Below are 15,315 nucleotides of genomic sequence, written 5' to 3' on the forward strand. Positions count from 1 at the left end.
ATAAGTGGGGCCTTTTTATACTCAAAATAGCTTACAGCCTATTTTTTCTTCAATGTGATATTATCCAAAAATGCGTTTTCCTTTCCGACATTGGTAAATCCGATCCGAACTATTTTTTTATTCGGATTGATCTCCTTGCCAGTAACAAAATCAACGGCCTGTTTTCCACCTCTCTTTCCTGAGTCAGCTATTAAAGTCTTTAAATTCGATAACTTTCCTGTTACGACAGCGACATCATCCACTTCCGCCTGAACTTTGCCTCCATTACTCCAATAGACAAGCTTGAAGTCTTGTTGAGGATTCAAATAAACATATTGCTCTATTTTTTGACCCGGCGAAAGTACCACCGCTTTACTCCCCATTTCTCCGCGCCCTTCTTCGATGACCGCTGCTCCTTCCCAAGGTGCAAGACCAGATTTACCCTCAAAATCTGGATTAGGCAATTCATTACCATTTTTTAAAGGCCAATTATACGCCCGAATATAATCGACCTCCATATTGACTCCGCCTTCAGATCCATAGGCTCCAAGAAATACGTTCAAAAAGTGGTTGGGTGAATAAATCTGATTTTTATTCGTATACTCCTTGATCAGGTCTCCATTGATATAATGTTTAATACTGGTAGGTGTCCACAATACCCCATGTGTTACCCATTGTCCGACATGTTCATATCCCTCCGCAATATGTGTAGCAAGATTACGTTGAAATACCCCTTTTTGATCGACATGCCCATGTATCACAAATTGAGCCGTAATATATTCGAAAACGTCGATTTCAAAAAGCTGTCCCTTGGGGCGAATGCCTTTAATTCCGTCGACTTCGGATCCTTCTTGAAGATAATAACGAATATCTGGTCCAGGTGAATCAAACCAAAAAGCTGTATTTGTTCCCTTGGGACTACCTTGGCGGTTACGCCTTACCTTAACTTCAAAGTACCCACCTTTGCTGTTGTCCAGTAAATTTTCATTGGACTTCCAATCATAGGTTTGGATGGATGAAATCTTCTGGTTGCCACCCTCCGTAAAAATCCGCTTGGGAATCGTATCATTGACATACAGATTGATCGCTGATCCATTTAAAGTATAAGCGGGTTGTGGCAAACGATCATGCAACATTTCATCCTTGGATTTTGCATTCAGATAGTTCAAAGATGAAAAATAGTTGGTCGTCCATTTATTCCGATTAAGTAATTGATCGTTAAATTCATCCTGCCAATAGACTTCCATACCAACAGGAACTGCTCTTGAACTTGGATTCTTTTGCTCTTCATCGAGTTCAGTATCATCCAGCTGCCACCTCTTGCTCGTATACACTTTTCCATTCGCCAAGGATTTTCCTGTAGCAGATTCTATCCAGATATAATAGGTCGTTTCAGGCTCCACCTGCTGAATATAATAACGTTTGGCACCCTCTGCTAATATCGCATTGGCTGTTTGCGGTTTCTTATTCGTTTTTGCCCAAAAGACTTTCGCTCCGGACATGCTCGGTTGATTATCCTTCGTGTCTACACGGATCCAACTCCGGGTACCCAATAGCTGTAATGGCACAGTTGACCCTGTCGTTTGGGCTGATAACCCTAACACTGACATTACCTGAATACCCGCAAGAAATAGATATTTTTTCACAATTTTCTTATTTTATAAACGAACAAACTATAGTCAATCTGCTTACGAACAGACTATAACCTTACGATAATAACGAGAATTATCAGCATTGACAACTCTGATCAAAACGCAACCGTTTGTTCAATTTAGCGATTCCAACAAATTGTGGGTCAATAACGGTTTATCCATCCTTACGGCAGATAAGATAGTTAAATTATGTATATTGCTTTAAGCGGTTTGGTTTGACAATTCCGTCAGATACATCGATTAATTTTTAATACAACATGAATACACTAGATAATTTTAATCAGCCTGCAGATCTTGCGCAACATTGGGTTGACGCCTGGAACCAACACGATCTGGATACAATTATGCGACACTATAGTGAAGACATTGACTTTCGCTCCCCCTTTATTCAGAAAATGGGTGTGAATACGGCGGGAAATATAAACAACAAAGAAGAATTAAAAGCTTATTTTAAAAGCGCACTGGAAAAATATCCAGAACTTCATTTTGAGCTTTACCACATACTTACGGGCGTAAACTCCATGGTACTTTTCTATAAAAGCGTCAACGATTCGCTTTCCGCGGAATATATGGAATTAGATGTACATGGAAAAATATGCAAAGTTTCAGCGCACTATAAGGGACTATAGTGAAAAATCTCCACAGGACGATGACTTGTGGAGATTTTTAGGTTAATTTAAGGCGATACTGATTGCCTGCTGGCTCAAAATTGGTTTCTGAATGAGCCGACCATCTTGCTGTTTCACGATAAGAAACTCTTGCGTACCTTTCCGGGATACTTCAATATCAAACACTCGATCAAAGGCTTGTATTCGTCTAAGCCGCATATACTTCCACTCCTTTGGCAGACTGGGACTTATACTGAACTTTCGAAAACCAGTGGGTACAATATGAAATAATCCTTCCGTTATAACCCGGCAATACAAGGCACTTTCGGCACTTAAATGCCGTTGTCCACCTTCAGGCCAGGCCTCAACCGGATAGGGTACATGATCCCCCAAAAGACGCATCGAAGAGTAATACTTAAAATAAGGCAGCGCCCTTTCGGTTGCTCCCGTCATAAAAAATCCCTTAAAGGCATATAAGGTTGCCCTATCCCAAAATACCTTATCTCCGGATTGTGTGAGGATACCATTGTTTGTCCAGAGATATTTTGATAATAAGGCGTCAATTGTTCCAGCACTCCGCTCGGTTATCCCCATGGTCATTGGCAAACATACCCAAGCCCTTAAGATGGTATTACCGTCGTAATAACGGTAGGTGGAATAGCCTTGCACATCAGCACCAAAATAACGCACAATCGAACGACGGAGTTCTTCGGCCCGCTTTCTGTATTGCTGAGAAAGATCCTCCTTTCCCAATTCATGAGCAAGGTCTGCCGCACTCTGATAAGCGCTATAGGCAATACTGTTTGTCGACAGATTAATTTTACCTGCCGGTGCTCTCCCTTCCAGTTCATCACTGTCCGATCGATAAACTCCTTCACTTGTCTTCTGACGCTCCAGATACTCAAAACACCAGTGAATCAATGGCCATAATTCGACGGCAATATCTTTCTTGCCCAAGGCCAACGCATACCGGGATGCTCCATAGGCAATCATGGCCATGTCCCCCCTATCTTTAGCACCATTCCAATAACTATCGCCCTCCGCCACTATTGAGCTCGGAATTGGTTTATAATCCGAATTCATAAAACGGGCAAAATGACGAAAGGAGTTTATGGCACTTTCGTTGCCGTTGCGATTGCCCAAGAAAGGAAAGAAAGGATTGGCATATTCTGCCTGATCATTTGCCCAAATAGCAGCGTAGTAGCTTAAACCTCCGGGACCGTGCATCAATCCGCCCTTCGTATCATAAATACTTTCAGTTGCACGAATCTTAGCGAAAGCAAATGCTGTATTGATCGTATCATTGGGTGTTTCCAGTATTAGATCGTCGGCTAAACTTTTCACGAAATCCTCTCTTTTCTGCAATTCATAAGATGGAGAATACTGATAAACAGGCGTTGATATTTTCTTTCCCTCATACACAATATCAAACAGGTAACTTTGCTTTGGTTCGAGATTTGGCACTAGCGTATCCCGTAATAAGGCCTGTACAACATACGGCCCATATACACTTTTCGTCGGGTCAGACTCGAATTTCGAATACTTGTTCATCAGATCGATTCGTACGGATTTACTCCCTGTATTCACCAGCTTAATGCGTTCAATCAAAACAGGTTTATCGACGGATGGGAATAACGTCCGCTCTACTTCCAGTGGTGAGTTCGTCGTCGAATAAACAGCTAATTTTCCGTCAAGTACAAAACGTAGCGGATACTCATCGACCGCTACGCCATCTACTTTTATCAATAAAGACTTATTATCCTGAAAGGGTACGGTTAAACTTGCATGTGTATTGTTGGGAATTGTTCGTAACATCGGAAATACAACCTTCTTGTCCAATAAAAGCCGACCGTCGCGAACACCATAGTAAACGACAGCAGCCGATTGCAAACCTGCCATTTCCATATGATCTTCGTGATTCTCCCCCTGCTTAACCTTCCATTCAATCCTATTATCCTTTAATAGTGACCATTTTTTTGAATTTTGAGCTACCGTCGAATTGCACTGCAGTATTAAGCCAACGGCAACGATGCCCCAATAATATAATTTAATTTTCATGACGATCTATAATTGCGTAGCTACCGTATATTGCATATCGCGGTCAATCTTCACCTCGATATAGCTGTAAGTAAAACCATTTTTCTGACCGATACGACTTTTCTTCTTGATGCCATTACAGTAAAGATAAGGGTGACTTCCCGGAAAACCAGCCTGCCAGTACTGTATTGCTTCTCCGCCACTGTATGACAGGGTAGTCTCCGATAGGCCACGTTGCGCTACCGTAAACATTGCCCCACCAATCTTGACATTCGACACCTTCACCCGACCAATTTTCTGAGGAAGGTGGGAGCAAGTTTCTAAAGAATTACCTTTTATACCAGGGTTGATCCCCATCATATCCTGCACAACATTACTGATCAGCACAAAGGAAACTTCGGGGTAATCACCATTGGTGCCTGTTAACGTAGCCATGGCATGCACCGTATTAATTTTGGATATAATATATTTCAGCCATTTCCAACCTCGTTCGTTCTGACCATATTTGAAAAACAATTCTGGAACATATGTGATTGATTCAATATTTTCGGGCAGCCCTTCTTTTGAGCCAAGTTGTGCATCGATATAATCCAAATATTTCAGATGCCTATGTGATCGCTGGTCGGTAATTTCTTTTAAGGGCAGAAACCAAGAATTTTCTTTTCCCCAACCAGACACCGGGAGATTATTTTTATCGTAGCCTCGGTTATACAGTCCCTTGTTGCCTTTTATGCCCCATACTGTGTTGAAATAGTTCCACAAGGTCTGGGCTTTTTTAGCGTAGTTCCTAGCCTGGTTTTTCTTGCCACCCCATGCAGAAAGTTTAGCGAAGGCCAAATAGGCTTGATACTGACTACCAATACCGTCACCGGCTTCAATTAAGGTTTGGTCACGATGTTCATTGTAGGTGGCCGTGCCTTTGAAAATATTACCCGAACCATCGCTTTCGGGCACACCATTTGGCGCTTTAACATCATGCAATGCCACAAAATCACTCACCGCTTTTGTGTTGAATAACAACAAAGCCGGATCGTTAAGATAGCGTTGATCTTTGGTCCAGTCATAGAGCTGAGCACTCTTTTCAACCAACTCAAACACTGCCGGTATCTCGCGGACAAAGTCATCGTCATTTCTGTAGTCCAACGTATAAGGGCTACCATCAAAATTGATCGCCCACAAAGGAAACCACTTTCGTTCCTTAGTAGCACTTGCCGCGAAGAAACGAAGCATCGTAAAATTCTCTTCTTCCAAACCCAACAGATGCGCTCCTACCGCTTGATGACAAAAATCACGCGAATAGAAGGCCGTTCGCAAAGGATATCCCGCCCAATAGGCCGGTTGATACAAAGCGCTGTCTGCGGATTGATTTTTCTTGTAAACATTCACCGGCCCCCGCGTTCCCGTAACAACAAAAGATCGCGCTTTTTGCTTAGCCCAGTCGAAGACCTCTTGGAGTTCCTTTTGGTCCGTATCGATTGAAATATCTTGCTTCTGAGCAAACACACTGACAGAAAGCACAGTCTGTACCGTAAATAATAAAAAGGTTTTCATAAGGAGTAGCAATTTAATAAACCAAGGATCTGCATTGGGCAGACCCTTGGAGGTTGGTTGATTAGTCGTAACTTGGATTTTGTTTCAACAATGCATTTCGTTGAATCTCACTGCGTGGAATTGGAAGTAAGTAATGCTGCGGAAAGAACTTCCGTTCCTGAAGCACCTCAATTTTATAACTTTTCTTCTTCGTTTGGTCATCCCGCACAATCGTAATTTTTCGCGCCGGTTTGTTTTCAGTCTGTTCAGCTATTTTCCAACGTCTTACATCAAAAAAACGATGATCTTCAAAGGCTAGTTCTATGCGTCGTTCCTGCTGTATTTTTCCCAAAAGCGCGGCACCCGTGCTCGTAATTGCAGGAAGTACACCTACCTTCCCACCACGTGCACGTTCTCTAATCTTATTGATGTACGTGCGAGCCACCTCTTCATTGCCCAATTGATACTGCGTTTCCGCATAATTTAGATATATCTCGCCTAGACGCATATAAATCCACGGTTGAGCACTTTTATCATTCCAGGTATTACGCAAACTTTCATCCATAAATTTACGGATCGTATAGTGGGTCTTCGATGCATTCCAATCATCAATACCGAATTCGCTATCCTTACCACTATTCGCCCGGTTTCCTGTTGAGGATATATAAAACTCAATCTCTCTACCCCTAAACTGCTGACCATCACATACAATGGAGGCATAGAATCTAGGTTCACGATTTTCCCAAGGTTTGCCATCCACATAGGCCTGTGCAGAAGGCATAGCCCCATCTTCCATCTCATAGGCATCGACCATGTCCTGAAGCACGCAGGTCCTTGACCAACCTGTAAAACCATTCGGAGAATCGGTCCAGTCAAAAGAATGTCCAAATTCAGTATTGAACTGCTTCATGAAGATGATCTCTTTACTTTTGTTGCTCGTAAAAAGCTGTTTGTAATTTGGATCAAGCTGGTATTGGTTGAGGTCCAAGACGGCCTTTGCCGCATCAGCAGCTTTTTGCCATTTCGCCTTATCATTGGATGGATTCCAATATGGACTTGCAGCATACAATGTTACCCGTGACTTCAGTGCCAATGCTGCACCTTTAGTTGCCCTACCAAAATCCTTTCCTTCGTAACTGAGAGGGAGCAACCCAGCCGCTTTATCCAATTCTTTCACAATAAAGTCTACACATTCATCGTAGGAATTACGTGGCACCATCATATCGCTGTTCAGATCGAAAGTTTTTGTGATCAATGGAACACCACCAAAACGCGAGACAAGATCCGCATAAAAGAATGCGCGAAGAAAGATCATCTCACCATTCAACCGATCAACTTGACCCTTGTCGGCTTTCAACTTATCAATATTATCAAAGAAAATATTGCAGTTCTTAATCGCTTCATAATAAGCATTCCATGTGGAATAGTCCCCGAACTGGTCTGCCGTCACTTCTCCCCGGTTGTATAAATAAGGATTTCCCGAATTGAAATTGTGATATGCCTCGTCCGAAATATACCTCAAACCAAGATTTCCAAAACCGTCCCGTATTTCTGTATAACGCTTATTTACATAGGTTTCGGTCAATTTCAGATCCGAGAATATAGCATCTCCAGTAAAAGAATCCAACGGTTTAACATCCAAATAATTTGAACAGGATGTCAAACAGCTTGCAAAAAAGATCGTTATATATAATTTTATCTTTGTATTCATCTGTCAATAAATTTTCTTTAAAAACTCAAATTCACCCCTGCACTATAAATCCGCTGTTGTGGATAGTACATACCACCTGCATTTGTTCCTTCAGGATCCTGTATCTTGATCTGATCGATCGAAAACAAATTAAATCCACTAATGAATACCCGTAAGTTTTTCATTTTGATTTTTTCCAGCACTTTAGGCGACAATGAATATGCCAACTCCACATTTTTCAGTCTTAAAAAAGAGGCATTCTTTAACCAGAATGTCGAATTCATGCTATTGAATGTATCGTCACGGTCGAAGGCTCTTGGATACAGGGCATTGGGTGTCTCCGTTTCAGAAATCCATCTGTTCTCAAAATAAGTTACATCTCTGTTGTAACTTCCCGGTTTAATGATCTGTTTTGCACGTCCCTGTCCTGACCACAAAATATTTAAATCAAAATTTTTCCATTTGGCCCCCATGGTGATACCATAGGTAATTTCAGGGATCGGACTTTCATAGATACGTACCATATCATTGCTGGTAATTTTTCCATCACCATCCACATCCATATACTTGATATCCCCTGGCATTGTATTCAGCAAATGTGGTGACGCATCAATCTCCGCCTGGTTCTGATAAATACCATCTGTCTTATACACCAACCAGGAGTCTATGCTGTGATCAGTCCTACGCTGCCATTCCGGCGTATTTTGTGCTTCGTCAAAAAAATGAATCTTATTACGTACAAAAGTGAAATTTCCACCCACTGAGTAGCTAAAGTCATTAACTCTATTGCGGTAAAGCAAACTACTTTCCACCCCTCTGTTTGAAATTTCACCAATGTTTTGATCAGGTAGCGTTAATCCTGTATAGCGTGGTACAGAAGCTTGTTTGGGTGTTAAGATGTCCGTACGCATCGAATAAAAATACTGCAAGTCAAAACTCAAGGTATTCTTGAAGAAAACAGACTCAAAGCCTACGTTTTTCGTATCCACTTTTTCCCAGGTAATATTTGGATTAGCCAATCTTCCGACAGTAAAACCCTTTGTTCTTTTTGGGTCAAGACCAAACATGGCACCATCTCCAAGAACATAGGTACTGATATATTGAAAAGGGTCCACACGGTCGTTTCCTAGCTTGCCCCAGGAAGCCTTGATTTTCAACTCATTGACAAAAGGCACATTTTCCTTGAAAAAATTCTCCTGAGAAATACGCCAGCCTGCCGATACCCCCGGGAACCAACCCCAACGTGCATTGCTCATAAAGTTTTGTGAGCCATCTCTTCGCACTGTAATATCAGCCAGATACTTATCCTTAAAACCATAACTTACACGACCAAAATAATTCTGACGTGCCGAAATCGTTGCTTTTCCGTCATTATTTTTTTGATTGTCACTTCCCGCAAATAGGTAATCTACGGCATCGCTTAAAAAGTCTCTCCGATACGCCGAAAACCAATCACCTCTGTTCTTGCTCTGCTCATAAGCAATGAAAGCATTGACACTATGTGAGCCAAATTTCTTGTCGTATCCGATTTTAAAATTCCAGGTCTCAGTGCGTATATCATCGTTTCTTTCAGTGAGGTTGATATTTGCATCGCCCGTTGTTTCACGGATATTATCGTAATTCTTTGTTGCAGGATTATAACGATAAGCATCCCACATATCATTCAGCTTCTTTTCATGTCTATATTGTGAATCGAATGCTGCGTAACCAGAAAAACTTAATCCATCTAATAACCAAGGTGTTTTGAGATCAAAACCTGCTTTTGTATTGACAAAATTATCCTTTACACGCTGATAGCCGGTCTTACCCGAAGCCAGAATCGTCAAATTATTACCCCACGAAAGACCTGGACCGGGCAATCCATTCGGATAATAGTCAGGCAAAAAAGGATAGGCATGGAACGCTTCCCAAAAGAAGGTTCCCATATCGTAATTTGAATTATTCCGATTTTCCTGTCTGGTGGCTACCTCAACTAATACCGAAAGGTCTTTGGTTACCTTAGCATCCAAGTTGGTGCGAAATTGAACTGTCCTAAAATTTAGATCCGTATTTCTAAACCCTGGTTTCTGATAGAGGTATCCTCCCGAAACATAATAACGCACTTTTTCGTCTCCACCGCGAAGTGACAGAGAATGTTGCGTCTGTGGAGAAGATTTAAATACGGACTTCATCCAATCGGTGTTGGCATACAATAAGGGATCAATCGTTCCATCCAGATACTTTCCTTTGATATCTTTATACTTTTCAGCACGCCCAAAATGTGCATTGATTTCATCATCATACACCATAAACTGGTAAGAATCCATCAGCTTTGGTGTCCTTGTATGTTCGGAAAAACCGTAATTACCATCGTAGGTGATGGTCGGTTTATCACCGTTACCGCGTTTCGTCGTGACCAAAATAACACCATTTGCTGCTTGGGCACCATATATGGCAGCCGACGCATCTTTTAAGACCGAAATTGTCTCTATATCACTTGGATTAAGCCGCTCTATTCCACCGCGATTGGCCACTCCATCAATGACATACAAAGGACTGTTGTTCCCCAAAGATCCCTTGCCACGGATATAGATCTGCGATTGATCATTTCCAGGTTCACCAGAGCGATTATTAGCTACTACACCCGGCATTCTTCCTGCTAGGGAATTGGACAGATTCGGTGCAGGAGATCGCTGCAGCTCGCTCCCCGAAACCTGGCTCACCGACCCCGTCAATGTTGCTTTCTTCTGTGTTCCGTACCCAATGACCACAACCTCTTCAAGCTGCGCGAGATCTTCCTGGAGAACGACATCAATAGCCTGTCGCTGATAGGCAATCTCTTGAGAAAGGTATCCCAAATAAGAAAATTGTAAAATACTATTTTCTTTTTCAACGACCAGCGAAAATTGACCATCGCTATTTGACTGCGTCATTTTATCCGTACCTTTTATGCGTACAGATACCCCTGCCAAAGGCTTTCCTTGCTGATCTTTGATTACACCCGAAGCTATTCTATCCTGAACCTTTGTTGTCGAACGTATAATAATACGGTTTTCGCTGACCATATCCATTTCCAAGGATTCCTTGGCTAAAATTGGCAACAAAAGATCAGTCCATTTTTTATTGCGGACGTCAACATGCTTGATTTTAATCGCATTGATCGTGTTATCGTTGTAGATAAAATTGATCTTGGTCTGCTCTTCAATTGAAGTCAATAGATTTTTGAGTCGGATCTCTTCAAACCGTAAAGAAACTGTTTTCTGCGCTTTCGATTCTTTTGCAAATCCGGTGGCGACACATGCAAATAAGAAAATGATTAAAAATTTGGCCATTAACAACCATTTTAGATAATACGAGATAGGCACATGATAAAGAACATGTGATTTTTTTTTCATAATTTTGGTATTTAAGAAATAATCGATTGGCATCCTACTTTCCTAGGGTCCGATGCCATTGGTTAAAACATTTGGGTATTGCTCACTATGAGGGATACCCTTTTTTTATATTACTTTACATAAAGTGTATCATTTTGGGTATAATAATTTAGTTTAGTACCTGTGCGCTTGATGACATTCAAGACTTCTTCACAGGTTGTTTCGTCAAATATGCCGGTGATGGGCTCTTTTGCGAGCCGCTCATTTTCGACGACAATAGGTTTACCGAACCAACGCTCCATTATCTTTGCAACCATATCAAAACCTTCGCCATTGAAAACCAATCTATTTTTCATCCAGAGTGTTTCAGTAACTTCGGCATCAACGAGGTCAAGCTTTGCAAAGGTCACTTTTGGTTGCTGAACAACAGACTTACTCCGATGATCATTCGTTGATACAGGTTGATTGATCACAGACACTTTATTACCCGGAAGGAGTTCATATAGCTTCTCCTGCTGATTATCCATGACCTTTAGACGCACTTTCCCTTCGATCAGGGAGGTTGTCGTGGTGTTCTCATCGGGAAGCGCCCGGAGGTTAAATTTTGTACCTAAGACCTGTACCTCCGCATACGCCGTTTTGATTTTCAACGGTAAATTGGGGTTCTTGGCTATAGCGAAATAACCTTCACCAACCAATTCCAGCACACGGTCAGTCTTACCAAATCCAGCCTTCAACCGCAATACACTTTCATTGTTCAGCCATACTTCCGAGCCATCGCTCAATTTGATCGATTTACGTTCCCCTTTGCCAGTAACAATGGTCTGCCATTCCGCATCTCCAGCTACCTTTTTATCATTTTTGATAAACCAAAAGGACCATACCCCAAAAACGATAAATAGGCTGGCGGCAATGGATAGTAACTTAACTTTACGGCGACCTATAAACGGACGGACGGTTACATCCTCAACAGCGGTAAGCTCTATTGGTCTTGACTTTTCATAGCTTATTTCAGCTTCTAGATCTTCTTCCTCATGCTTCTCCGCTAAATAGGCCAATAACTCCCTTTTATTTTTGTCGACACGTAGCAAGTCATCCAGCGCGATTCTCTCCTCGGATGTGAGCTCTCCTGCTAGCAACTTAGCCGCTAAAAATAAAAAGTATTGTTCCTCAGATGAAAACATGTGCATTCGGTCTATTTGGAGTAGAGACACCTGAAGAAACCAAAATCCCCAATAGAAAAATTATTTTTTTTCTTTAATACAGGACCACAGCTTTTCTAAAGCAATTTGAATATGTCGGTCTACCGTTTTCTTGGATATGCCCATCATTTCCGCAGTTTCCAAATACGTTTTCCTTTCCTCTTTCACCAGTTTAAAAGCCTCTTTCGTTTTCGGCGGAAGCCCCTCGACAGCCTGTTGAATACGTTGGATACTCTCTGTTGATATTAAAATTTGCTCCGGGGTATTTTTATCAATCAACGTATCCTGATATTCCGTTCCGTCAGTGAGTACGACCTGGCGGATGCGCAGGAGGTTAAGGCATTTGTTTTTTATCGCTCGAAGCAAATAGCCCTCGACATTTGCGATGTTCATTAAATCTGGCCCCAGGTACCAAATTTTCCATAGGACTTCGGAAACCACATCTTCGGCTAGCTGCTTATCCTTGATAAAAGAAATCGCATTGGTCTTCAAAACTCCATAATTGGCCACGAAATAAGCCTTAAACGAGCTTTCATCTCGATCAATGGCAATATTCCTCTTATTTTCCGCAGATAAAGGTTTCAAATACATTGGTTACTTTGCAATTCGCAGCACAAGTTAAACAAATTCATTCCAAGAATGCAAAAAAAATCGAAAGCTCAGTGCCAAGGTTTTCTCATGAGGTCAAGGCAATACATTGACCAGTCATGTATAAACTATGGATCAGACAACTCAAATTTTTTCCACAAAGGTGTTCTGCAGCATGGGGCAAGGCAAGAAAAAAGCCGCTTGGAAAATCCAAAACGGCTTGATATATAGCGTAAAAAAGTTTCGACATAGACTATTCATGCAACACCAAAATCGCTTTAACCGATCGGTTCAGAACTTCATTCACCGTACTACTTGCAAATAAACGATAAATCATATTATGGTTGCGTTTGACCAAACATAGAATATCGGTCTGATTGTTTTCCACAAAATCAACGATCGCATGTGATGGGCGTGTATCATCCTCATCCACATAGTTAAAGTTGATAGTTACGTTAGGAAGCAACTGACGCATTTTTTTCTCCCCATTACGCACCAGCTTTTCGTCCAAATCCCTTTCTGAAACATGTAGAATTTCCAACTTCTTGGGGTCCGAAAGTTTTAAAATACGATTGAGCGCTTTGACATCACGCACAGACAATTTTGTCGTTTTGTAATCCGTTGCCAATGTAATGACCGGAATGGCGGACAGATTACTTTCAGGAGGTACAATCAAGGTCGGAATACGCAATTTTGTCACAGCCATACTTGCATTACTACCGACAATTTCCTTAATGCCCGTCGCCCCAGTGATTCCCATCACCAAAAAAGAAACATCGGTATATTCAACATACTTTGTGACTACATTACGCAGATAACCTACTTCGACAACAGATCTCACTTTAAGGCCATTGTATTTATTTTCCTGAACCACCTGATCAGTCCATTCTTGCAAAGCAGCTCGTTTTCTAGCGTAATAATCTTCTATAAAGATCGCGTTATAAGTACTGTTGTTGATCCCTTCTGTCGGGTGTATGGCGTGTACAACAGCAATTTCCATATGCAAACGAGAAGCCAAAGACAAGGCATAACGCAAAGCATGACTTGCATTGATTGAAAAATCAGAGGCAACGAGAATTTGTTTCATTTTTTAAGTTTTAATATTAAACTGCCAATAGCCATGTGTACAAAGTCAATGGATGACAAAAACATTCAGATAACAATCAACTAAATAAAAAGATGGAAGAATACAAATAGTAATAAAGCCAAGCCAATCGACACAGGTAAAGTAAGTACCCAAGCAAGACCGATACTTTTGAGTGTTCCTTTGTTTAAATTGCTCTTTCCTCCAGAAGCTACCATTGAACCAGCAATACCACTTGAGAGCACATGCGTTGTGCTAACGGGCAAACCCAATACGGTACTGATACCAATTGTCGAAGCTGCGACAATCTCGCTTGAGGCCCCCTGAGCATAACTCAAATGTTCATTTCCTATTTTTTCACCTATTGTTATTACAATACGTTTCCAACCGATCATTGTTCCCAAACCTAGTGCTACCGAAATCGTTAAGATCACCCAAATCGGTGCAAAGTCCGTAAGATGTTTCAATTCAACCAACTTACGATTGAGCTCCAAACGATTTTCAGCATTGATATTGATCCGTTTATTGCTCTCCAATGTAGCAATCGATTTGACCAAACCTTCAACCTCTTTTCTGAATTTAAACGTCCCAGCTTTATCCGTTACACTTTTATCCATCAAATGCAACTTGACTTGCTCAATCTCTTCATGGACATGTGCAAACATCGTTCCTTGAACAACATTACTGGAAGCAATTGTCTGCAACACGATTTCCGTTTGATCGAGCGTTTTAATGACAGCCGCATCTGGTACGGAATGGTTTATTGCAAAACGGGCAGGAAGAAATGCAATTAAGATCAACATAAACAGCCCTACTCCTTTTTGTCCATCATTGCTACCGTGAAAAAAACTGACCAATGTACAGGTCAGTATAAGAATACCCCGTACTAAAAATGGGGGTCTGTCATCTTCTCCTTGTGGGATGTGAAAAAGTGCTTTATAACGGACAACATGCTTCAAAAAGAGCATCAATATCACCGCTAGACCAAAGCCAATCAAAGGTGACAGAATCAAAGAAAGACCAATTTCCTCAGCCTTATGCCAATTGACACCGCTGCCACCATGATACCAGGTGAAACCTATACCAGCCCCGATAAGGGCACCAATCAAGGTATGTGAACTCGAACAAGGAATACCAAAATACCAAGTCCCCAAATTCCAGATAATAGCAGCCAATAATACAGAAAGGACCAGACAAGCGCCTACGGAAACCGGGAGTGCCATTAAGGTATCCAGAGGCACCAATTTAAGGATTCCCATAGCCACGGCTATTCCGCCTGCGAAAACACCGAGAAAATTCCAAAAACCAGACCAAGGAATGGCTACAATTGGTTTAAGTGCTTTGGTATAAATGACCGTTGCAACAGCATTCGCGGTATCATGAAAGCCATTGACAAATTCAAAGGCCACAACGGCAAATAAACAAAGGGCAAAAACAATAAGGAGTCCAGTACTAAGATCGGTTTCCCCTAAGAGAGGAATCATGTTGCAGAAAATGTGCATAGTATTCTTTCATAAGATTTATGGTTGTCCTTGCTTAGTTTTTCTTACTTGCTGAGTTTTCCTTAAGGAAAACTACCGCAGGAACAATCG

10 protein-coding genes are annotated in these 15,315 nt (G+C 41.5%); 1 reads left to right on the plus strand and 9 read right to left on the minus strand.

Annotated features, from left to right (window positions below):
- Window positions 1-38 precede the first annotated feature (38 nt).
- Window positions 39-1,625 (minus strand): glycoside hydrolase family 16 protein, encoded by a 1,587-nt coding sequence (locus AAH582_RS16955; RefSeq protein WP_343318960.1) that lies wholly within the window; start codon window positions 1,623-1,625, stop codon window positions 39-41.
- 263 nt (window positions 1,626-1,888) lie between these two features.
- Here AAH582_RS16955 and AAH582_RS16960 point away from each other — a divergent pair, with 263 nt between their 5' ends.
- Window positions 1,889-2,260 (plus strand): nuclear transport factor 2 family protein, encoded by a 372-nt coding sequence (locus AAH582_RS16960; protein ID WP_343318962.1) that lies wholly within the window; start codon window positions 1,889-1,891, stop codon window positions 2,258-2,260.
- Window positions 2,261-2,302: 42 nt separating this feature from the next.
- Here AAH582_RS16960 and AAH582_RS16965 read toward each other — a convergent pair whose 3' ends face one another.
- The 8 genes from AAH582_RS16965 to AAH582_RS17000 all read right to left on the minus strand — a co-directional run bounded on the left by AAH582_RS16965 (window position 2,303) and on the right by AAH582_RS17000 (window position 15,207).
- A complete protein-coding gene (locus AAH582_RS16965) occupies window positions 2,303-4,297 on the minus strand; it encodes a hypothetical protein (protein WP_343318964.1) in 1,995 nt (664 codons plus the stop codon).
- 6 nt (window positions 4,298-4,303) lie between these two features.
- A complete protein-coding gene (locus AAH582_RS16970) occupies window positions 4,304-5,827 on the minus strand; it encodes a hypothetical protein (RefSeq protein ID WP_343318966.1) in 1,524 nt (507 codons plus the stop codon).
- Between the two features lie 61 nt (window positions 5,828-5,888).
- Window positions 5,889-7,517 carry a RagB/SusD family nutrient uptake outer membrane protein gene (locus AAH582_RS16975; RefSeq protein WP_343318968.1) on the minus strand — a complete coding sequence of 543 codons (1,629 nt, stop codon included), beginning with the start codon at window positions 7,515-7,517 and terminating at the stop codon, window positions 5,889-5,891.
- A gap of 17 nt (window positions 7,518-7,534) precedes the next feature.
- Complete coding sequence (locus AAH582_RS16980; protein ID WP_343318970.1) at window positions 7,535-10,870, minus strand: SusC/RagA family TonB-linked outer membrane protein; 3,336 nt, start codon at window positions 10,868-10,870, stop codon at window positions 7,535-7,537.
- A 110-nt stretch (window positions 10,871-10,980) separates the two neighbouring features.
- Window positions 10,981-12,033, minus strand: a complete 1,053-nt coding sequence (locus AAH582_RS16985; protein WP_343318973.1) for a FecR family protein — start codon at window positions 12,031-12,033, stop codon at window positions 10,981-10,983.
- Between the two features lie 60 nt (window positions 12,034-12,093).
- On the minus strand, window positions 12,094-12,642 hold the full coding sequence (locus AAH582_RS16990; RefSeq protein WP_343318975.1) for a sigma-70 family RNA polymerase sigma factor: 549 nt from the start codon (window positions 12,640-12,642) through the stop codon (window positions 12,094-12,096).
- A 250-nt stretch (window positions 12,643-12,892) separates the two neighbouring features.
- Window positions 12,893-13,726 carry a universal stress protein gene (locus tag AAH582_RS16995; RefSeq protein WP_343318977.1) on the minus strand — a complete coding sequence of 278 codons (834 nt, stop codon included), beginning with the start codon at window positions 13,724-13,726 and terminating at the stop codon, window positions 12,893-12,895.
- Window positions 13,727-13,806: 80 nt separating this feature from the next.
- A complete protein-coding gene (locus tag AAH582_RS17000; RefSeq protein WP_343318979.1) occupies window positions 13,807-15,207 on the minus strand; it encodes an inorganic phosphate transporter in 1,401 nt (466 codons plus the stop codon).
- Window positions 15,208-15,315 lie beyond the last annotated feature (108 nt).

The sequence above is a fragment of the Sphingobacterium multivorum genome, from assembly GCF_039511225.1.
Taxonomy (GTDB): domain Bacteria; phylum Bacteroidota; class Bacteroidia; order Sphingobacteriales; family Sphingobacteriaceae; genus Sphingobacterium.

Coding starts and splice junctions, on each gene's coding strand:
- AAH582_RS16995 (WP_343318977.1), bottom strand. CDS start 13,726: ATGAAACAAATTCTCGTTGCCTCTGATTTTTCAATCAATGCAAGTCAT.
- AAH582_RS16985 (WP_343318973.1), bottom strand. CDS start 12,033: ATGTTTTCATCTGAGGAACAATACTTTTTATTTTTAGCGGCTAAGTTG.
- AAH582_RS16975 (WP_343318968.1), bottom strand. CDS start 7,517: ATGAATACAAAGATAAAATTATATATAACGATCTTTTTTGCAAGCTGT.
- AAH582_RS16970 (WP_343318966.1), bottom strand. CDS start 5,827: ATGAAAACCTTTTTATTATTTACGGTACAGACTGTGCTTTCTGTCAGT.
- AAH582_RS16990 (WP_343318975.1), bottom strand. CDS start 12,642: ATGTATTTGAAACCTTTATCTGCGGAAAATAAGAGGAATATTGCCATT.
- AAH582_RS17000 (WP_343318979.1), bottom strand. CDS start 15,207: ATGATTCCTCTCTTAGGGGAAACCGATCTTAGTACTGGACTCCTTATT.
- AAH582_RS16965 (WP_343318964.1), bottom strand. CDS start 4,297: ATGAAAATTAAATTATATTATTGGGGCATCGTTGCCGTTGGCTTAATA.
- AAH582_RS16960 (WP_343318962.1), top strand. CDS start 1,889: ATGAATACACTAGATAATTTTAATCAGCCTGCAGATCTTGCGCAACAT.
- AAH582_RS16980 (WP_343318970.1), bottom strand. CDS start 10,870: ATGAAAAAAAAATCACATGTTCTTTATCATGTGCCTATCTCGTATTAT.